Genomic DNA, 18,578 nt, shown 5'->3' with positions numbered 1-18,578 from the left:
TCCGGTGGGGCAGCACCCACCGGTCCGAGTGAAAAGGAAAGAGCACATGCTCGCTGAAGCCGCCAACGTTCTCGCTGCGAGTGACTCCGTCAGCGGTAGCCTCGGTGCCGTCGCGTACGGTCTTGCCGCCATCGGCCCCGGTATCGGCGTGGGCATCATCTTCGGTCAGGGCGTGCAGGCCATCGCCCGCCAGCCGGAGCTCACCAACGTCATCCGTCAGAACATGCTGCTGGGCTTCGCGCTCACCGAGGCGCTCGCCCTCATCGGTTTCGTCGTGCCCTTCGTGCACAAGTAAACCGCTGACCTTCCACATTCCTGAGAGGAAGGCGGAACCCCGATGATTATGGCTTCGGACAACCCAGTAGTTCCCGAGGCTTCCGAGCTCGTCTTCGGCACCATCGCGTTCGCCATCGTGCTGCTCGTGGTCGCCTGGAAGCTCGTTCCGCAGATCCGTAAGACGCTCGACGAGCGGACCGACGCGATCGAGGGCGGGCTGAAGCGGGCCGAGGCCGCGCAGGCCGAGGCACAGGCGACCCTGGACGACTACCAGGCGAACCTCAAGGAGGCCCGGCACGAGGCGTCCCGGCTTCGCGAGCAGGCTCGCGAAGAGGGCGCGCAGATCGTGGCCGAGATGCGCGAGCAGGCGCAGGCCGAGGCGCGGCGCATCGTCGAGTCGGCGCAGGCGCAGATCGAGGCCGAGCGGCAGCAGGCACTGCAGCAGCTCCGGGCCGAGGTCGGCACCCTGTCGGTCGACCTCGCCTCGCGGGTCGTCGGCGAGTCCCTGGAGGACCCGGCCCGGCAGAGCCGCGTGGTCGACCGGTTCCTCGAGGAGCTCGAGGGCCGCGCCCGTTCGCAGGAGCAGATCACATCATGACCATCACGGGAGCGGTGAGCAGGGCGTCGCTGGCGGAGGCCAAGGAGCGGCTGGAGGCGGTCATTCCGTCGGCCGACCTCGGCACGCTCGGCGGCGACCTGTTCGCGGTGCTGCACCTGATCGACCGCGAGCACGGGCTGCGGCGCGCGGTGTCCGACCCGGCGCGGGACGGGGCCGACAAGGCGCAGCTCGTCCAGGCACTGCTCGAGGGCAAGGTCTCACCGGCCGCTCTCGAGCTGGTCGCCGACGTGGTCCGGCTCCGCTGGTCCAAGCCGTCGGAGCTCTCGGACGGGATCGAGTCGCTCGCGGTCACCGCCGAGTCGGCGCGGGCCGAGCAGGCGAACCAGATCGACGACCTGGAGGACGAGCTGTTCCGGTTCTCCCGCGTCGTCGAGGGCGAGCCCGAGCTGCGCGGCGCGCTCGCCGGTGCGGGACTGCCGGACGAGCGCAAGCAGGGCCTGCTGGACGCCCTGCTGGGCGGCAAGGTCACGGCGCCCGCGCTGGAACTGATCGCCGAGCTGGTGCTGCGGCCGCGAGGACGTAGCCTGGAGGGCGGGCTCGCCGAGTACGGCCGGCTCGTCGCCCAGCGGCGGCAGCGCCTGGTGGCGCTGGTGCGCAGCCCGGTGGAGCTGACCGAAGCGCAGCGGACCCGGCTCGCCGCGGTCCTCGCCGCGGCCTACGGCCACGAAGTACACCTGAACATCGAGCTCGACCCCGAGTCGCTGGGCGGCCTGTCCATCCAGATCGGGGACGAGATCATCGACGGCACGATCGCCGGGCGGCTGGACGACGTCCGCCGGCGGCTCGCCGGCTAGCGGATCCCTGAGGGAGTAAGAGAGGAATCATGGCGGAGCTGACGATCCGTCCGGATGAGATCCGGAACGCGCTGGAGCGCTTCGTCCAGTCGTACGAGCCCGAGGCCGCCGCGCGCGAAGAGGTCGGCACCGTTGTCGATTCCGGCGACGGCATCGCGCACGTCGAGGGCCTGCCCTCGGCGATGGCCAACGAGCTCCTCGAATTCGAGGACGGCACCCGTGGCCTGGCTCTGAACCTGGACGTCCGTGAGATCGGTGCCGTTGTCCTGGGTGACTTCAGCAACATCGAGGAGGGCCAGAAGGTCCGCCGTACCGGCGAGGTCCTCTCGGCCCCGGTCGGCGACGGCTTCCTCGGCCGCGTCGTCGACGCGCTGGGCAACCCCATCGACGGCAAGGGTGCGATCGAGTCGACCGAGCGCCGCGCGCTCGAACTGCAGGCCCCGACGGTCGTTCAGCGGCAGTCGGTCAAGGAGCCGCTGCAGACCGGCATCAAGGCCATCGACGCGATGACGCCGATCGGCCGTGGCCAGCGGCAGCTGATCATCGGTGACCGGCAGACCGGCAAGACCACGGTCTGCATCGACACCATCATCAACCAGAAGGAGAACTGGGCTTCCGGCGACGAGAGCAAGCAGGTTCGCTGCATCTACGTCGCGGTCGGCCAGAAGGGCTCCACGATCGCCAACGTGCGCCGCACCCTCGAAGAGGCCGGTGCGCTGGAGTACACCACGATCGTCGCCGCGCCCGCCTCCGAGCCCGCGGGCTACAAGTACATCGCGCCCTACACCGGGTCCGCGATCGGCCAGCACTGGATGTACCAGGGCAAGCACGTCCTGATCGTCTTCGACGACCTGTCGAAGCAGGCCGAGGCCTACCGCGCGGTCTCGCTGCTGCTGCGCCGCCCGCCGGGCCGTGAGGCCTACCCCGGTGACGTCTTCTACCTGCACTCGCGGCTCCTCGAGCGTTGCGCGAAGCTGTCGGACGACCTGGGCGCCGGTTCGATGACGGGTCTGCCGATCATCGAGACCAAGGGCAACGACGTGTCGGCGTTCATCCCGACCAACGTCATCTCCATCACCGACGGCCAGTGCTTCCTGGAGACCGACCTGTTCAACCAGGGCGTCCGCCCTGCGATCAACGTCGGTATCTCCGTCTCCCGAGTCGGCGGCTCCGCGCAGGTGAAGGCCATGCGCAAGGTCGCCGGTACGCTCCGCCTGGCGCTGTCGCAGTTCCGTGACCTGGAGGCCTTCGCGGCCTTCGCGTCCGACCTGGACGCGGCCTCCCGCGCCCAGCTGGACCGCGGTGCACGCCTGGTCGAGCTGCTGAAGCAGCCGCAGTTCAGCCCGTACCCGGTGGAGCAGCAGGTCGTGTCGGTGTGGGCCGGTACGACCGGTGAGCTCGACGAGATCCCGGTCGAGGACGTCAAGCGGTTCGAAGCCGAGTTCCTCGACTACGTCGAGCGCAACGAGTCCGGGCTGCTGACCTCCATCCGCGAGACCGGGCAGCTCTCTGACGACGCCCTCACCTCCCTGAAGGACTCGATCACCGAGTTCAAGAAGGGCTTCGAGACCAGCGACGGCAAGCTCCTCGGCGAGGACGAGCCGGTCGAGGCGATCGATGACGAGGACGTCGAGCAGGAGAAGATCACCCGCGTGAAGAAGGGCTGATCGGCGATGGCTCAGCTTCGCCAGCTCCGGAACCAGATCAGGTCGGTGAAGTCCACCGCGAAGATCACCCGGGCCCAGGAGATGATCGCGACCTCGCGCATCGTCAAGGCCCAGCAGGCGGTCGCGGCCTCCAAGCCGTACGCCGAGCAGATCACGCAGGCGCTCACCGCCCTGGTCAGCCACAACGTCGGGATCGATCACCCGCTGCTGAACGAGCAGCCCGAGGACAGCCGCACGGCCGTCCTGATCGTGACCAGCGACCGCGGCTTCTGCGGCGGCTACAACGCCAACGTGATCCGCGAGGCCGAGTCGCTGATCACCGCCCTGCGCGAGCAGGGCAAGCGGCCGATCCCGTACGTGGTCGGCAACAAGGGCCTGACCTGGTACCGGTTCCGCGCCCGTGAGGTGGCGGCCAGCTGGACCGGGTTCAGCGACCGGCCCGACTTCGCCAGCGCGGAGCGGATCGGCCGCAGGCTCGCCGAGGACTTCCTCAAGGCCGACGACGAGGGCGGGGTCGGTGAGATCCACGTGGTCTACACCGAGTTCGTCTCGATGCTGACCCAGCAGGTGCACGTCAGCCGTCTGATCCCGCTCGAGATCGAGGAGCGGGTCGACGAGGGGCGCGGCGTCCTGCCGGCGTACGAGTTCGAGCCCTCCGCCCAGGCGGCGCTCGACCTGCTGCTGCCGAACTACATCGAGAGCCGCATCTTCCACATGCTGCTCCAGTCGGCGGCTTCCGAGCACGCCTCGCGGCGCCGCGCGATGAAGTCGGCGACCGACAATGCCAACGAACTGGTCGAGGTCTACACGCGCCAGATGAACCAGGCGCGCCAGGCCATGATCACCCAGGAAATCAGCGAGATCGTCGGGGGCGCGAACGCGCTGGCCGAGTCTGGCGGGGAGTGAGAATGACTGCTCAGGTAGAGACGGCGACCGCCACCGGGCGAGTCGCCCGGGTCATCGGCCCGGTCGTCGACGTGGAATTTCCCGCCGACTCCATTCCGGACATCTACAACGCGCTGCACGTGGAGGTCACGCTCGGGGACGACACCCGGACGCTGACCTTCGAGGTCGCCCAGCACCTGGGCGACAACATGGTGCGCGCGATCTCCATGCAGCCGACCGACGGCCTCGTGCGCGGCGCCTCGGTCACCGACACCGGCGGCCCGATCTCGGTGCCCGTCGGCGACGTGACCAAGGGCCACGTGTGGAACGCCCTCGGCGAGACCCTGGACGTTCCGACGGCCTCCCTCGAGGTCAGCGAGCGCTGGGGCATCCACCGCAAGGCTCCGGCGTTCGACCAGCTGGAGTCCAAGACCGAGATGCTGGAGACCGGCATCAAGGTCATCGACCTGCTGTCCCCGTACGTCAAGGGCGGCAAGATCGGCCTGTTCGGCGGCGCGGGTGTGGGCAAGACCGTCCTCATCCAGGAGATGATCCGGCGCGTCGCCCGCAACTTCGGTGGTACGTCCTGCTTCGCCGGCGTCGGCGAGCGCACCCGTGAGGGCAACGACCTCTGGGTGGAGATGGACGAGGCGGACGTCCTCAAGGACACCGCCCTGGTCTTCGGCCAGATGGACGAGCCCCCGGGCACCCGTCTTCGCGTGGCGCTGTCGGCGCTGACGATGGCGGAGTACTTCCGGGACGTCCAGGGCCAGGACGTGATGTTGTTCATCGACAACATCTTCCGTTTCACCCAGGCCGGTTCCGAGGTCTCCACCCTGCTGGGCCGCATGCCCTCGGCCGTGGGCTACCAGCCCACGCTGGCCGACGAGATGGGCGTGCTCCAGGAGCGGATCACCTCGACCCGCGGTCACTCGATCACCTCGATGCAGGCGATCTACGTTCCCGCGGACGACATCACCGACCCGGCGCCGCACACCACGTTCGCCCACCTGGACGCCACCACGGTGCTCTCGCGCGCCATCTCCGAGAAGGGCATCTTCCCGGCGGTGGACCCGCTCGACTCCACCTCGCGGATCATGGACCCGCAGGTGCTCGGCCGGGAGCACTACGAGGTCGCCCAGGAGGTCCGGCGGATCCTGCAGAAGTACAAGGAGCTGCAGGACATCATCGCGATCCTCGGTATCGACGAGCTGTCCGAAGAGGACAAGGTCACCGTCAACCGGGCGCGGCGCATCGAGCGTTTCCTGTCGCACCCGATGTACGTGGCCGAGCAGTTCACCGGCCAGGAGGGCGTGACCGTGTCCAAGGACGAGACGGTCGCCTCCTTCAAGGCGCTGACCGAGGGCAAGTACGACCACATCCCCGAGCAGGCGTTCTTCATGTGCGGTGGCATCGAGGACGTCGAGAAGAAGGCCAAGGAGCTGGAGAAGTAGTCAGCTCCGGCGGGGCGCGCCGCGACGCGCGCCCCGCCGGATCGGCTCCAGTATTCGGAGGATTGACACGTGGCAACCCTGAAGGTCGGGCTGGTCTCGCCGGAGCGCGAGATCTGGTCCGGCGAGGCCAAGATGGTGGTCGCCCAGACCATCGAGGGGCAGCTCGGCATCATGCCGGGCCACGCCCCGGTGCTGGGCGTCCTGCTGGACGGCAGCGTGGTGAAGATCGAGCCGGCCGACGGCGGCGAGTGGATCACCGCGATGGTCGGCAGCGGGTTCTTCTCCATCGCCGATGACGAGGTGTCGGTCCTGGCCGAGCAGGCCGAGCTCGGCGCCGAGATCGACGTCGCCGACGCGCGGCGGGCACTGGAAGACGTGCTCGCCGGCGGCGGCGAGGACTCCACGGCCGAACGGCGCGCCCGCGCGCGGCTGCGCGCGGCGGGCCAAGAGGCCTAGACCGGAACGGGCGGGGGGACTTGGGCGGGCACCTGGCACTGGACGTGGGCGGGGTGCTCGCCTTCGTCGTTCTCCTGGTGGCGTGCGTCTTCGTCGCCATGACCGTGCGCCGATGGTTGTTCGAGCGCGGCGGCGGCACGGTCGAGGCCAGCCTCCGCGTGATCGGCCGTGATGACGCGCCCGGCGTATGGCGGCTCGGTATCGGCCGCTACAAGGGCGACGTACTGAACTGGCACCGCGTGTTCGGCTTTCGCCGCAGGCCCCGGCAGGTGATTCACCGCCGGGGCCTCGTCGTGTCCGGACGGCGCCGGCCCGAGGGGGAGGAGGCCGCCGGGCTGCTCCCCGACGTCAGCGTGATCGAGGTCAAGGACGGCGACCTGACCGTGGAGCTGGCGATGAGCGCGTCGGCGCTGACCGGCTTCCTGGCGTGGCTGGAGGCCGCGCCGCCCGGCTTCCCCGTCGACCTGCCGCAGCACGAGCCGTAGGGATTCCTCGTGCGGGCGGTGACATTGGCCAGTGTTGAGACGTAACTGTCACATTGTGGCCTGATGTGAGTCTTGTGGGCCCTGGGGTTTGCTGCCACGATCTTGCCAATCCGCTCCATATCCCCCCTACAGGAGTGAATGTTGCGCAAGCTCGCCATAGGAGCCGCAGCGGCCCTGACCCTGACCATGGTCACGGCCCCTGCCGCCGACGCCGCAGCCAAGCCCGACCTGGCCCAGCTGGTGACCGTCAAGGAGATCAAGCAGCACCTGCAGAATCTCCAGACGATCGGCGACTACAACGGCGGCAACCGCGCCGCCGGCCTGCCGGGCTTCGAGATCTCGGTGAAGTACGTCGTCAACGAGCTGAAGAAGGCCGGGCTCAGCCCGACGGTCCAGAAGTTCGAGTTCGACTACTGGGCCGAGAAGTCCCCGGCGGTGTTCGCCCAGACCGCCCCCGGCCAGGTGACCTACACGCCCGACACCGACTTCTCGACCTACCAGTACTCCGGCTCCGGCGACGTGACGGCCGCGGCCGTGCCGGTGGACGTTCCGACCACGGTCGAGGACGGCACGTCGGGCTGTGAGGCCGCCGACTTCGCGAACTTCCCGAAGGGCTCGATCGCGCTGATCCAGCGCGGCGGCTGTGACTTCGCCGTGAAGGCCGCCAACGCCAAGGCCGCGGGCGCGGTCGGCTCGGTCATCTTCCAGAAGCCGACCGTCGAGGACTCGCCCGTCGGCGGCACGCTCGGCGCCCCGTTCGACCAGCCGGTCGTCGGCCCCACGTTCAAGATCGGCAACGAGCTGGTCAAGCTCGCGAACGGGGGCGGCGTGAAGCTGCACCTGAAGACCGACACCGAGGCCGGCAAGCGGCAGGCCTCCAACGTCATCGCCGAGTCCAAGTACGGCGACCCGAACAACGTGGTCGTCGTCGGCGCGCACCTGGACAGCGTGCAGGCCGGTCCCGGCATCAACGACAACGGCTCGGGCACCTCGACGCTGCTCTCGCTCGCCAAGCACATCAACAAGCTGGGCAAGAAGGGCCTGAAGAACAAGGTCCGCCTCGCCTGGTGGGGTGCTGAGGAGGAGGGCCTGCTCGGTTCCGAGCACTACGTCACCACGCTGAGCGACGCCGAGAAGGCCAAGATCGCGCTCAACCTGAACTTCGACATGACCGCCTCGCCGAACGGCGTGCGCGGCGTGTACAACGGCTCGGACCCGACGGCCCCCGCGGGTTCGGCGGCGATCCAGAAGATCTTCAACGACTACTTCGCGAAGCGGAAGCTGCCCACCACGCCCAGCGAGTTCAACGGGCGTTCGGACTACGGGCCGTTCCTTGAGGCGGGCATCCCGGCCGGCGGCATCGACACCGGTGCCGAGGGCATCAAGACCGCCGAAGAGGCGAAGATCTTCGGTGGTACCGCGGGCAAGGCCTACGACGGCTGCTACCACCAGGCCTGCGACCGCATCACCAACATCAACTGGAAGCTGCTGGACACCAACGCCGACGGTGTCGCGCACGCGGTCCAGACGCTGGCCCTGTCCACCCTCCCGGTGAACGGCCACGCCCTGCGCGCTCTGCCGTCGCTGAGCGCCCCCTCGTACGAGTACAAGGGCGGCCACCTGGTCCGCTAACAGGACCCGTCCGCCCATCCAGAAGAACCGCAGATCCGCTGGCCCGGTCACCGACCGGGCCAGCGGGCTAGCGAGTCCTACCCACAGTTTCGTCCCCCCGCTCTCACTCCGTCTGGAGCATCACTTTGCGCAAGTTCGCCATCGGCGTCACCGCTGCCGCCCTGGCTCTGCCCTTGGTCGCGGCCCCGTCCGCTCAGGCGGCGGCCAAACCCAAGCCGAAGCCCGACCTGGCCAAGCTGGTCACCGCCAAGGACATCAAGCGCCATCTGCTCAACCTGCAGAAGATCGGCGACTACAACGGCGGCAACCGCAAGGCGGGCCTCGCCGGTTACGACATCTCGGTGAAGTACGTCTACAACGAGCTCAAGAAGGCCGGGCTCAAGCCGAAGCTGCAGAACTTCCCGTTCTGGGTGTTCAAGCAGGACGGCCCGGGAGCCTTCGAGCAGCTTGAGCCGAACAAGGCCACCTACAAGCCCGTCACCGAGTTCGGCACCTACGAATACTCCGGCCAGGGCGACGTGACCGGCAAGGTCGTCCCCGTCGACCTGGACGGCCCGCAGGACGGCACGGGCAACAGCGGCTGCGAGGCCGACGACTTCAAGAACTTCCCCAAGGGCGCGATCGCCCTGATCCGCCGGGGCAGCTGCGTCTTTGACATCAAGGCCAGCAACGCGGCCGCCGCCGGAGCCTCGGCCACGATCATCTACCAGCGCGTCGGCGCCGACCAGCCGACCGACGACCCGGCCGTCTACGGCCTGTCCAAGCCGTCCCCGGTCCCGGTCATCGGCACCACGTACAAGATCGGCAACGAGATGGCGGCCTCCGCCAAGGCCGGCACGCTCAAGGTGCGGGTGAAGACCGAGGTCACCAACACCCCGAAGCAGATCTCCAACGTGATCGCCGAGTCCAAGTACGGCAACCCGAACAACGTGGTCGTGGTCGGCGCGCACCTGGACAGCGTCGAAGCCGGTCCCGGCGTCAACGACAACGGTTCCGGGTCGTCCACGATCCTGGCCGCCGCCCAGAAGATCAACAAGCTGGGCAAGAAGAACCTGAAGAACAAGGTCCGCTTCGCGTGGTGGGGCGCCGAGGAGTCCGGCCTGGTCGGCGCGGAGTACTACGTCACGCACCTGACCGCCGCACAGAAGGCGAAGATCGCCCTCAACCTGAACTTCGACATGACGGCCTCGCCGAACGGCGTCCGCGGCGTCTACAACGGCTCCGACCCCACGGCCCCCGCGGGCTCGGCCGCCATCCAGAAGATGTTCAACCAGTACTTCGCCAAGCGGAAGCTGCCGACCGTCCCGAGCGAGTTCAACGGCCGCTCCGACTACGGGCCGTTCCTTGAGGCCGGCATCCCGGCGGGCGGCGTCGACACCGGCGCCGAGCAGCTGAAGACGGCCGAGGAGGCCAAGATCTTCGGTGGTACGGCCGGTCAGCCGTACGACGCGTGCTACCACGCCAAGTGCGACCGCATCACCAACATCAACTGGCATCTGCTGGACACCAACGCCGACGGCATCGCCGCCGTCATCCAGCGTCTGGCGCTCAGCACCCTGCCCGTGAACGGCCAGGCCCTGAAGGCCAAGTCCGCGCACCGCGCCCCCGTCCTCACCTACAAGGGCGGCCAGATCGTCCGCTAGTCCCACAACCACGCCGATCTTGCTCTCAGCGCCCCTAACCCGACGCCGGAAGGGCGCTGAGAGCAAGATCGGCGTTTTTTGGGTGTCAACCTGCGCAGGCTGTGACTTATGTAACAAACTTCCATAATGGTCAGAATGTGAGCTTTGTGACACCTTGATCGTAATTGGACGATCTTGGCTCGCCCCTACGCATCCCCGCCGCGCTGCCCCCGGCGCCGCCGTCCCCTCCTGGCGCCCTCGTCCCTACCTCAGCGTTCCCGTGCCCTCCGGCGGCCCAAGTGCCGATCACGAGGAGGACACATGATGTGGCGCCACAAGGTGCTCACTTCCGTCACGACCCTCATGGTGGCGGCCGCCGGACTGGTGGCCGTCCACGCACCCGCCGCCTCGGCGGCGCCGCTCGACCTGGCCAACGCCAGACTCCAGGTCAAGGACAACGCGGCCTACCTGAAGGCGAACGTCCAGGGCCTCGACGACGCGCTGCCCAACGTCGGCGTCGGGGACATCATGGCCGAGGCCAACCGCACCGGGACGGTGCGTTCCGGATCCGCCTGCAACTCCGCCGCCGTGGTCGACGCGGACCGCGACCCGAGCAAGCCCGCGGTCTCGGTGACCAAGAGCTTCTGCTGGCAGGACGACCCGACCGGCGAGGACGACCGCAACACCAAGAACTGGTTCCCGCAGGGCGTGACCACCGTGGCCGACGCACAGGCGGACCAGAAGTGGGGCGACTCGAACCAGCCCGTCCTGGTCAGCTGGTACTTCGCCGGCGCCGCTCCGGCGGGCAACGACCAGAAGGGTGTCCGGGTCAGCTTCATCGATCCGGGCACCGGCGAGTACCGGCACGTGCTGCTCGCCCACCCGTACGAGAACTCCTCGGGGAACGCGAGCTACACGAGCCTCCGGGACGACCAGACCGCGGGGAAGGGAGACTCTCTGCACGCGGGCGGGATCACCTGGTACGGCAACTTCCTCTACGTGGCCGACACCAGCCATGGTCTCCGGGTCTTCGACATGCGCCACATCTACGACCTGAAGGCCGCCGGCGATAAGGGCAATGTCACCGACCAGGGCAAGGTCGGCCGGATCGACGGGGTCTTCTACGGCTACGGCTACCGCTACGTGATGCCCGAGGTCACCGTGTGGGAGCACGCCGGCAGCGGTGGAACGGCGTGCACCGACTCGGCGGGTCCGCTCAGGTTCTCCTACACGAGCCTGGACCGCTCCGGCACCGACAGCCTGCTCGCCGGTGAGTACTGCGACGGCTACACCAAGGGCCGCGTGGCCTCCTGGGACATCGCCGACGCCACCTCGGGCGGGGAACAGCGCACCAGTGGCTATTGGGACGCGAAGTCCCTCCACACCCTGTCGGTACCGAACGTCAACGGAGCCACCAGGTTCAGCGGCAGGTGGTACGTGTCCCAGACCCATGGCGACAACGAGGCCGGTCAGGATGACCTCAGTGAGCTCTTCAAGATGAAGCCGGTCACGTCCGCCACCGGAGCACTCACCAAGGACTCGGTGCAACCCGGAGCGATCGGCGCCGAGGCCTTGTCTCACTGGCCGTTCGGCACCGAGGACACCCCGAGCCTCGGCACCATCTGGACCGCTTCGGAACACCCCAACCGGCGCATGGTCTACGCCACCCTGCCCCAGTGACATAAGGGCCGGGCTGCGCACGCAGCCCGGCCCTTATTGTCCAGATCTCAGGACTCGATGTTGGACATCACGTGCTTGACGCGCGTGTAGTCCTCCAGGCCGTACATCGACAGGTCCTTGCCGTAGCCGGAGTGCTTGAAGCCGCCGTGCGGCATCTCGGCGACGAGCGGGATGTGGGTGTTGATCCAGACGCAGCCGTAGTCGAGGCGGCGGGCCATGCGCATCGCGCGGCCGTGGTCGCGGGTCCACACCGAGGAGGCGAGGCCGTACTCCACGCCGTTCGCCCAGCGCAGCGCCTCGGCCTCGTCGGAGAACCGCTGAACGGTGATGACCGGGCCGAAGATCTCGTTCTGGATCGCCTCGTCGTCCTGCGCCAGGCCGGACACGACGGTCGGCTCGTAGAAGAAGCCGCGCGAGCCGACGCGGGAGCCGCCAGCGCGGACGCTCGCGTGGCCGGGCAGCCGGTCGACGAACCCCGCGACCCGGTCGAGCTGGTTGGCGTTGTTGAGCGGCCCGTACAGGACGTCCTCGTCGTCGGGCAGGCCGGTCTTGGTCTGCCCGGCCTGCTCGGCGAGGGCGGAGACGAAGTCGTCGTGAACGCCGGGACCAGCGAGGACGCGGGTCGCGGCGGTGCAGTCCTGCCCGGCGTTGAAGTAGCCCGCCTCGGCGATCGCGGCCGCCGCGGCCTCCACGTCGGCGTCGTCGAACACGATGACCGGGGCCTTGCCGCCCAGCTCAAGGTGCACGCGCTTGAGGTCGCGGGCGGCAGAGCCCGCGACCTCCATGCCCGCGCGGACCGAGCCGGTGATGGAGACGAGCTGCGGGATCTTGTTCTCGACGAGCGCGCGGCCGGTGTCGCGGTCGCCGCAGACCACGTTGAAGACGCCGGGCGGCAGGAACTCGGCGGCGATCTCGGCCATGAGGGTGGTGGTGACCGGGGTGGTGTCGGAGGGCTTCAGGACGACGGTGTTGCCCGCCGCCAGCGCCGGGGCGAACTTCCAGACGGCCATCAGCATGGGGTAGTTCCAGGGCGTCACCTGCGCGCAGACGCCGATGGGCTCGCGCCGGATCATGGACGTGTGGCCGGGCATGTACTCGCCTGCGGAGCGTCCTTCGAGGACGCGGGCGGCGCCGGCGAAGAAGCGGATCTGGTCGACGAGCGGCGGGATCTCCTCCGACATGGTGAGGCCCAGCGGCTTGCCGGTGTTCTCCGACTCCGCCGCGACCAGTTCCTCGGCTCGCGCCTCGATGGCGTCGGCGATCCGCAGGAGGGCCAGCTGGCGTTCGCCGGGGGTGGTGTCGCGCCAGGTCTCGAACGCGGTGGACGCGGCGGAAAGGGCGGTGTCGACGTCGGCTGCGCTTGAGACGGGCGCGGTGCCGGTCGCCTCGCCCGTGACCGGGCTGATGAGCTCGGCGGTACGGCCGTCGGCCGCGTCCGTCCAGGTTCCGTTCACGAAGTTGCGGGTCACCCGGAGGTCGCTCATGAAAGTCCTTTCAGATCAGCTTGGCGTCGTCGCCGGACAGCCGCTGCGCGAGGTAGATCGGCACGATCGACAGCACGATCAGCGCGGCGGCGACCACGTTGACCACCGGCGCCTGGCCCGGCCGGAACAGGTTGTTGAAGATCCAGATCGGCAGCGTCTCGACCCCGGCCCCGGCGGTGAAGGTGGTCACGATGATCTCGTCGAAGGAGAGCGCGAAGGCCAGGAGCCCGCCGGCCAGCAGCGCCGACCGCATCAGCGGGAACGTCACGTACCGGAAGGTCTGGAAGGTGTCGGCGCCGAGGTCGGCGGACGCCTCCTCCATGCTCGCGCCCAGGCGCCGCAGCCGCGCCTGCGTGTTGTTGAAGACCACCACGATGCAGAACGTCGCATGTCCCACGATCACCGTAAAGAGGCCCAGCTTGATCCCGAGCGGGTCCAGCACCGTGCGGAAGGCGTTGTTCAGCGCGATGCCGGTGACGATGCCGGGCAGCGCGATCGGCAGCACGACGAGCAGGGACACGGTGCCGCGCCCGAAGAAGCGGTAGCGCTGCACCGCGAACGCCAGCATCGTGCCGAGCAGCAGCGCGACGGCCGTCGCCGCGAGGCCCGCCTTGACCGAGGTCCACAACGCCGACCGTACGCCGGTGTTGTGGAGCGTGACCGACCACCAGTGCCCGGTGAGCCCGCTCGGCGGCCAGCTGAAGGTGGTGCTGGAGTTGAACGAGCCGATCAGCACGACCAGCAGCGGAACGTAGATCACGCCCAGGCCCGCGACCATCGCCAGCCGCAGCCAGATCCGCGCGCTCTTAGACAACATCAGAGGTTCTCCAATGCGCCGGTGCGCCGGACCGCGAGGAGGTAGACCACCATCACGGCGACCGGCACGGTCGCCACCGCCGCCGCGAACGGCAGGTTGCCCGCGACGCCGACGTTGTCGTACACCACGTTCCCGATCATCTGGCTCTTCCCGCCGACCAGCTTCACCGTGATGTAGTCGCCCAGCGAGAGCGAGAAGGTGAAGATCGAGCCCGCCACGACGGCGGGGAAGGCGGTCGGCCAGACGACCGTGCGGAACGTGCGGAACGAACGTGCGCCGAGGTCGCCCGCCGCGTCCAGCAGCGAGTCGGGCAGCCGCTCAAGCCCCGCGTAGATCGGCAGGATCATGTACGGCAGCCACAAGTAGGACAGCGTCATGACGGTCGCGGGCACCCCGTACCCCGGGCCGTGCAGCCCGAACGGGTCCAGCACCCAGTCGATCGGCCCGCCGGTCGCCAGCAGCACCCGCCACGCGTAGGCCTTGACCAGGTAGCCCGCCCACAGCGGCGTCATGATCGCGATGACCAGCCGGCGGCGGGCCCGCGGCGAGGCGACCTTGGCCATGTAGAAGGCCATCGGGAACGCGATGACCACGTCCACCACCGTGACCGCCACCGCGATCAGCACGCTGCGCAACGTGATCGTCCGGTAGACGCCCATCGTCAGCAGGTCGTGGAAGTTCTGCGTCGTGTAGGTCTTGACCACGTCGCCGGTGAAGACGTTCGTGGTCCAGAACGCCGCCGCGAACAGCGCCGCCAGCGACCCGAGGTAGGCGACCACCAGCCAGAGCAGCGGGGCCGACAGCAGCACCGACAGCCGCACGCGCGGCCGCCGGTGCAGCTGCCCGGCCACCCGGCGGCGCGCGGCGGCCACCCGGCCGCCGCGCGCGCCGGTCGTGCCGGTCGCCTGGTCGGCGAGCGTCATCAGCCTTGCTCCTGGTGGGGGGACGACCCCCCACACCCCCCGCATCGCTCGCTCCGCTCACTCATCCCTTGATCTCCGTCCAGGCCCGCGTCCACGCGGAGTAGTCCACGCACTTGACGTTGGTCCGGCCGTCCAGGCACTGCGGGATCGGGGTGTTCCAGTAGTGCACGTTCGTCCAGTACAGGTCGTCCGCGGCGTGGTAGGTGTCGCAGAACTTCTTGTCGGTGGTCTTCGTGCAGGCCTTGGCGTTGGAGGGCGCCTCACCGAAGTACTCGGCGACCTGCGCGTTGGCCTCCGGCGACACGATCCAGTTCATCCACTGGTAGGCGCAGTTGGGGTGCTGGGCCTTGGCCGCGACCATCCAGGTGTCCGACCAGCCGGTCGCGCCCTCCTTGGGCAGCACGGTCGCGACGGGCGCCTTGGCGTCCTTGGCCATGTTGGCGATGACCTGCCAGGTGGTGCCGAGCAGGGTGTCGCCGCTCTTGAACGACTGGACCGACTTGGTGGCGTCCGACCAGTACTCGCCGATCAGGGCCTTCTGCTGCTTCAGCAGGTTCACCGACGCGTCGAACTGCTTCTGGTCGAGCGCGTAGGGGTCCTTGATGCCGAGCGCGGGCTGGGTCGCCTTGAGGTAGAGCGCGGCGTCGGCGATGTAGATGGGCGAGTCGTACGCGGTGATCTTGCCCTTGTAGGGGGAGGCCGGGTCGAACACGGCCTTCCACGAGTCGGGCGCGGGCTTCACCTTGTCGGTGTTGTACATCAGCATGTTGGCGCCGCGGCCGTGCGGGACGCCGTAGGCGACGCCCTTCACCGAGTTCCACGGCTTCAGCTTCAGGTCGTCGAAGATGTCGGAGTAGTTCGGGATCAGCGCGGTGTTGACCGGCGCGACCGTGCCGGAGGCGATCAGCCGCAGGGACGCGTCGCCGGACGCCGAGACCGCGTCGTACTGCCCGGTCTTCATCAGCGTGACCATCTCGTCGGAGGTCCCGGCCGTCTTGGCGTTCACCTTGCAGCCGGTCTGCTTCTCGAACGGGTGGACCCAGTCGACCGACTTGTCGTTGCTGCCGTTCTCGGTGTAACCGGCCCAGGCGACGAGGTTGACCTGGCCCTCGCCCTTGCCGAGCGACTGGAGCGGGGCGATCTTCGGCGGGTTGAAGCCCGCGACCGTACCGCCGCCACCGCCGCCCTTTCCGTCGTCTCCTCCGCAGCCGGCGGCGACCAGCAGGCCCGCGGCTACCAGAGCGGTGGACATGGTGAGGCGCGTGAAGCGCATCGTGGTTTCTCCGATCAGTGGGGGGAAGGGATGGAGAACTCGTGTTCGCGGCTCCAGGCGAGCCGGACTCGCGTGCCGCGCAGCTCCAGCACGTCCACGGACGTGCCGTGCAGGTTCTGCTGGACCACCAGCAGCCGGCCGCCCGCGTCGAGGTCGACGACGAACCGGGTGACCGCGCCCGCGTAGGCGACCTCGGCGACGGTGCCGGCCGCCGACCGCTCGTCCGCGGGGGTGTCCGCGTCGAGGTCGGTGCCGACGCGGATCCGCTCGGGCCGGACGCTGTAGCGCCCGGCACGCCCGAGAACGGTCTCCGCGGCCTCGCCCTCGATCAGGTTGGAGGTGCCGACGAAGCCCGCGACGAACGCGCTGGCCGGCCGCTCGTACACCTCGGCGGGGGTGCCCACCTGCTCGATCCGGCCCGCGTTGAACACCGCGATCCGGTCGCTCATGGTGAGCGCCTCCTCCTGGTCGTGGGTCACGAACAGGAACGTGATGCCGACCTCGCGCTGGATCTGCTTCAGCTCGACCTGCATCTCCTCGCGGAGCCCGCGGTCGAGCGCGCCGAGCGGCTCGTCCAGCAGCAGCACCTTCGGCCGGTTGACCAGCGCCCGGGCGAGTGCGACCCGCTGGCGCTGCCCCCCGGACAGCTCGCGGGGGCGCCGGGCGCCGTAGTCCTCAAGCCGCACGGTGCGCAGCGCCTCACGGGCGCGCTCGCGGCGCTCGGCCTTGGCCACCTTCTTGACCTTGAGGCCGTACTCCACGTTGGCCAGCACGTTCATGTGCGGGAACAGCGCGTAGTCCTGGAAGACGGTGTTGACGTCGCGTTCGAACGGCGCGCGTTTCGTCACGTCCTGGCCGCCGAGGTGGACCGCTCCCGCGGTCGGCGCCTCGAACCCGGCGATGAGCCGCAGCACGGTCGTCTTACCGGAGCCGGACGGGCCGAGCATCGCGAAGAACTCGCCGTCGGCGATCTCCAGGTCGATCCCGTCCACCGCGACGACGTCGCCGAACTCCTTGCGCAGCCCGTTCAGCCGCACCGCGCTCGCGGAGGCGGCCCCGGACTCCGGCCCGATTCCGGGCTCGGACCCGTTTTCGGGCTTGGGTTCGCTGTCGGCCTCCACCGCGGAATCAGCGGAATTCACGTCCTTCATCCCTTGATTTGAGTCCATGCCTGCGTCCAGCGCGAGTAGTCGACGCACCCGGATTTTCCGGGTTTGCCGCAATCGGCCGTCGGCGTACGCCAGAACGCCAGTCGTTGGTAGAACGCGTCGTCGCCCACGTGGAAGTCGGCGCAGAACCCCTTGGCGGTGAAGCGGCAGGCCTTGGGGTTGGCGGGCGCCTCGCCGAAGTACTGCGCGACCTGCGCCTGGATCTGCGGCTTGGTGATCCAGTTCATCCACCGGTACATGCAGTTCGGGTGCTGCGCCTTGGACGAGAGCATCCAGGTGTCGGACCAGCCGGTCGCGCCCTCGGCGGGCAGCGTCGTCGCGACCGGCGCCCGCTCGGACTTGGCCACGTTCGCGATGACCTGCCACGCGGTGCCCGCGTGGTTGTCGCCGCTCTTGAACGACTGGACCTCGTCCAGGTAGTTGTGCCAGTACTGGTTGATGTTGGGCCGCTGCTTCTTCAGCAGGTCGACCGCCGCGTCGAACTGCTTGTCGTTCAGCGCGTACGGATCCTTGATCTTCAGGCTCGGCTTGTGCGCGCGCAGGTAGAGCGCGGCGTCGGCGATGTAGATCGGGGAGTCGTAGGCGGCCACGTGCCCGGCGGCCTGGGAGTTGGTGTCCCAGACCACGTTCCACGAGGTCGGCGGCTGGGAGAACATGTCGGTCCGGTACATCAGCAGGTTGGCGCCGTAGCCGTGCGGGACGCCGTACATCTGCCCGTTGATGGAGTTGTAGGACTGGTTCTTCAGGTAGCCGGCGATGTCGCCGTACTCGGTGAGCAGGCCGGTGTTGACCGGCACGACGTCGCCGCCGTAGACCAGCCGCAGGCTCGCGTCGCCGGACGCCGAGACGCCGTCGTAGCGGCCGGTCTTCATCAGCGCGACCATCGAGTCCGAGGTGTCGGCGATCTTCGCGTTGACCCGGCACCCCGAGGCCTTCTCGAACGGGGTGACCCAGTCGGCGGTCTTGTCGTTCGTGCCGTCCTCGGCGTAGCCGGCCCAGACCACGAGGTCGAGCGAGCCCTCGGCGGGCCCGATCTCCTGCTGGGCGTTCAGGTGCGGGACCGACGTCGTGGCGTCGTCGCCCGAGCCGCTGCAGGCGGTGGCGGAGGCGGCCGTCAGAGTGAGCGCCGCCGCCGTCGCGGCGGCGTGGCGCAGGCCGCGAGACGTTCTCTGGGGAAAGCGGGGCATGATCACGATCGCAGGAGTCTAGGGGGTGTGGTGTCCGGTTTGAGGACTGAAATCCTCAAGAACCGGGGATTTGGCAACAACTAGTACATGACCGATCGTCGCGTAGTAACGTCTGGGCGTCCATCGATTCCGCCACGAACGGGAAACATCACGCT

At 68.7% G+C, this 18,578-nt stretch carries 17 protein-coding genes; 11 read left to right on the top strand and 6 right to left on the bottom strand.

Going from position 1 to position 18,578, the window contains the following annotated elements:
- The first annotated feature begins 46 nt into the window (after positions 1–46).
- The 11 genes from atpE (at position 47) to J4573_RS13725 (ending at position 11,570) form a co-directional block, all read left to right on the top strand.
- Complete coding sequence (gene atpE / locus J4573_RS13775; RefSeq protein WP_208255822.1) at positions 47–295, top strand: ATP synthase F0 subunit C; 249 nt, start codon at positions 47–49, stop codon at positions 293–295.
- 42 nt (positions 296–337) lie between these two features.
- Positions 338–874 carry a F0F1 ATP synthase subunit B gene (locus J4573_RS13770; RefSeq protein WP_243772954.1) on the top strand — a complete coding sequence of 179 codons (537 nt, stop codon included), beginning with the start codon at positions 338–340 and terminating at the stop codon, positions 872–874.
- The gene (locus tag J4573_RS13765; protein WP_208255821.1) at positions 871–1,689 is read left to right on the top strand and encodes a F0F1 ATP synthase subunit delta; all 819 of its coding nucleotides are present in this window, start codon (positions 871–873) and stop codon (positions 1,687–1,689) included. Before J4573_RS13770 ends, J4573_RS13765 begins: the two co-directional genes overlap by 4 nt.
- Before the next feature lie 29 nt (positions 1,690–1,718).
- Complete coding sequence (atpA, locus tag J4573_RS13760) at positions 1,719–3,356, top strand: F0F1 ATP synthase subunit alpha (protein WP_208255820.1); 1,638 nt, start codon at positions 1,719–1,721, stop codon at positions 3,354–3,356.
- A 6-nt stretch (positions 3,357–3,362) separates the two neighbouring features.
- Positions 3,363–4,262, top strand: coding sequence for a F0F1 ATP synthase subunit gamma (locus J4573_RS13755; RefSeq protein ID WP_208255819.1), 900 nt, complete (start codon positions 3,363–3,365; stop codon positions 4,260–4,262).
- Between the two features lie 2 nt (positions 4,263–4,264).
- Entirely contained in the window at positions 4,265–5,695 is a 1,431-nt protein-coding gene (gene atpD / locus J4573_RS13750) for a F0F1 ATP synthase subunit beta (RefSeq protein WP_208255818.1), read from the top strand.
- A gap of 69 nt (positions 5,696–5,764) precedes the next feature.
- The gene (locus J4573_RS13745) at positions 5,765–6,151 is read left to right on the top strand and encodes a F0F1 ATP synthase subunit epsilon (RefSeq protein ID WP_208255817.1); all 387 of its coding nucleotides are present in this window, start codon (positions 5,765–5,767) and stop codon (positions 6,149–6,151) included.
- Positions 6,152–6,171: 20 nt separating this feature from the next.
- Positions 6,172–6,636: a DUF2550 domain-containing protein gene (locus J4573_RS13740; RefSeq protein WP_208255816.1), complete on the top strand. Its 465-nt coding sequence runs from the start codon at positions 6,172–6,174 to the stop codon at positions 6,634–6,636.
- A 138-nt stretch (positions 6,637–6,774) separates the two neighbouring features.
- Complete coding sequence (locus J4573_RS55290) at positions 6,775–8,268, top strand: M28 family peptidase (protein WP_208255815.1); 1,494 nt, start codon at positions 6,775–6,777, stop codon at positions 8,266–8,268.
- Positions 8,269–8,393: 125 nt separating this feature from the next.
- Positions 8,394–9,911 (top strand): M28 family peptidase, encoded by a 1,518-nt coding sequence (locus tag J4573_RS13730; RefSeq protein WP_208255814.1) that lies wholly within the window; start codon positions 8,394–8,396, stop codon positions 9,909–9,911.
- A gap of 300 nt (positions 9,912–10,211) precedes the next feature.
- Entirely contained in the window at positions 10,212–11,570 is a 1,359-nt protein-coding gene (locus J4573_RS13725) for a hypothetical protein (RefSeq protein WP_208255813.1), read from the top strand.
- Between the two features lie 47 nt (positions 11,571–11,617).
- Here the strand turns inward: J4573_RS13725 and J4573_RS13720 are convergent, their stop codons facing one another.
- The 6 genes from J4573_RS13720 to J4573_RS13695 form a co-directional block, all read right to left on the bottom strand.
- The gene (locus J4573_RS13720; protein WP_208255812.1) at positions 11,618–13,054 is read right to left on the bottom strand and encodes a gamma-aminobutyraldehyde dehydrogenase; all 1,437 of its coding nucleotides are present in this window, start codon (positions 13,052–13,054) and stop codon (positions 11,618–11,620) included.
- Between the two features lie 10 nt (positions 13,055–13,064).
- A complete protein-coding gene (locus J4573_RS13715; protein WP_243772953.1) occupies positions 13,065–13,871 on the bottom strand; it encodes an ABC transporter permease in 807 nt (268 codons plus the stop codon).
- Positions 13,871–14,794 (bottom strand): ABC transporter permease, encoded by a 924-nt coding sequence (locus J4573_RS13710; RefSeq protein ID WP_208255811.1) that lies wholly within the window; start codon positions 14,792–14,794, stop codon positions 13,871–13,873. Before J4573_RS13710 ends, J4573_RS13715 begins: the two co-directional genes overlap by 1 nt.
- A 61-nt stretch (positions 14,795–14,855) precedes the next feature.
- Positions 14,856–16,067, bottom strand: coding sequence for an ABC transporter substrate-binding protein (locus J4573_RS13705; protein ID WP_243772952.1), 1,212 nt, complete (start codon positions 16,065–16,067; stop codon positions 14,856–14,858).
- Positions 16,068–16,081: 14 nt separating this feature from the next.
- Positions 16,082–17,218, bottom strand: a complete 1,137-nt coding sequence (locus J4573_RS13700; protein WP_208255810.1) for an ABC transporter ATP-binding protein — start codon at positions 17,216–17,218, stop codon at positions 16,082–16,084.
- The gene (locus J4573_RS13695) at positions 17,215–18,423 is read right to left on the bottom strand and encodes an ABC transporter substrate-binding protein (protein WP_208255809.1); all 1,209 of its coding nucleotides are present in this window, start codon (positions 18,421–18,423) and stop codon (positions 17,215–17,217) included. Before J4573_RS13695 ends, J4573_RS13700 begins: the two co-directional genes overlap by 4 nt.
- Positions 18,424–18,578 lie beyond the last annotated feature (155 nt).

The organism is Actinomadura barringtoniae (genome assembly GCF_017573505.1).
GTDB lineage: Bacteria > Actinomycetota > Actinomycetes > Streptosporangiales > Streptosporangiaceae > Spirillospora > Spirillospora barringtoniae.
Note: the sequence above shows the minus strand (reverse complement) of the source record. Positions and strands in the feature narration are given on the sequence as shown.

Bases quoted from the DNA above. Each gene is read 5' to 3' on its own strand.
- J4573_RS13695 (WP_208255809.1), bottom strand. From the start codon at position 18,423: ATGCCCCGCTTTCCCCAGAGAACGTCTCGCGGCCTGCGCCACGCCGCC.
- J4573_RS13770 (WP_243772954.1), top strand. From the start codon at position 338: ATGATTATGGCTTCGGACAACCCAGTAGTTCCCGAGGCTTCCGAGCTC.
- J4573_RS13720 (WP_208255812.1), bottom strand. From the start codon at position 13,054: ATGAGCGACCTCCGGGTGACCCGCAACTTCGTGAACGGAACCTGGACG.
- J4573_RS13705 (WP_243772952.1), bottom strand. From the start codon at position 16,067: ATGCGCTTCACGCGCCTCACCATGTCCACCGCTCTGGTAGCCGCGGGC.
- atpA (WP_208255820.1), top strand. From the start codon at position 1,719: ATGGCGGAGCTGACGATCCGTCCGGATGAGATCCGGAACGCGCTGGAG.
- atpE (WP_208255822.1), top strand. From the start codon at position 47: ATGCTCGCTGAAGCCGCCAACGTTCTCGCTGCGAGTGACTCCGTCAGC.
- J4573_RS13700 (WP_208255810.1), bottom strand. From the start codon at position 17,218: ATGAAGGACGTGAATTCCGCTGATTCCGCGGTGGAGGCCGACAGCGAA.
- J4573_RS13755 (WP_208255819.1), top strand. From the start codon at position 3,363: ATGGCTCAGCTTCGCCAGCTCCGGAACCAGATCAGGTCGGTGAAGTCC.
- atpD (WP_208255818.1), top strand. From the start codon at position 4,265: ATGACTGCTCAGGTAGAGACGGCGACCGCCACCGGGCGAGTCGCCCGG.
- J4573_RS13765 (WP_208255821.1), top strand. From the start codon at position 871: ATGACCATCACGGGAGCGGTGAGCAGGGCGTCGCTGGCGGAGGCCAAG.
- J4573_RS13715 (WP_243772953.1), bottom strand. From the start codon at position 13,871: ATGTTGTCTAAGAGCGCGCGGATCTGGCTGCGGCTGGCGATGGTCGCG.
- J4573_RS13710 (WP_208255811.1), bottom strand. From the start codon at position 14,794: ATGACGCTCGCCGACCAGGCGACCGGCACGACCGGCGCGCGCGGCGGC.
- J4573_RS55290 (WP_208255815.1), top strand. From the start codon at position 6,775: ATGTTGCGCAAGCTCGCCATAGGAGCCGCAGCGGCCCTGACCCTGACC.
- J4573_RS13725 (WP_208255813.1), top strand. From the start codon at position 10,212: ATGATGTGGCGCCACAAGGTGCTCACTTCCGTCACGACCCTCATGGTG.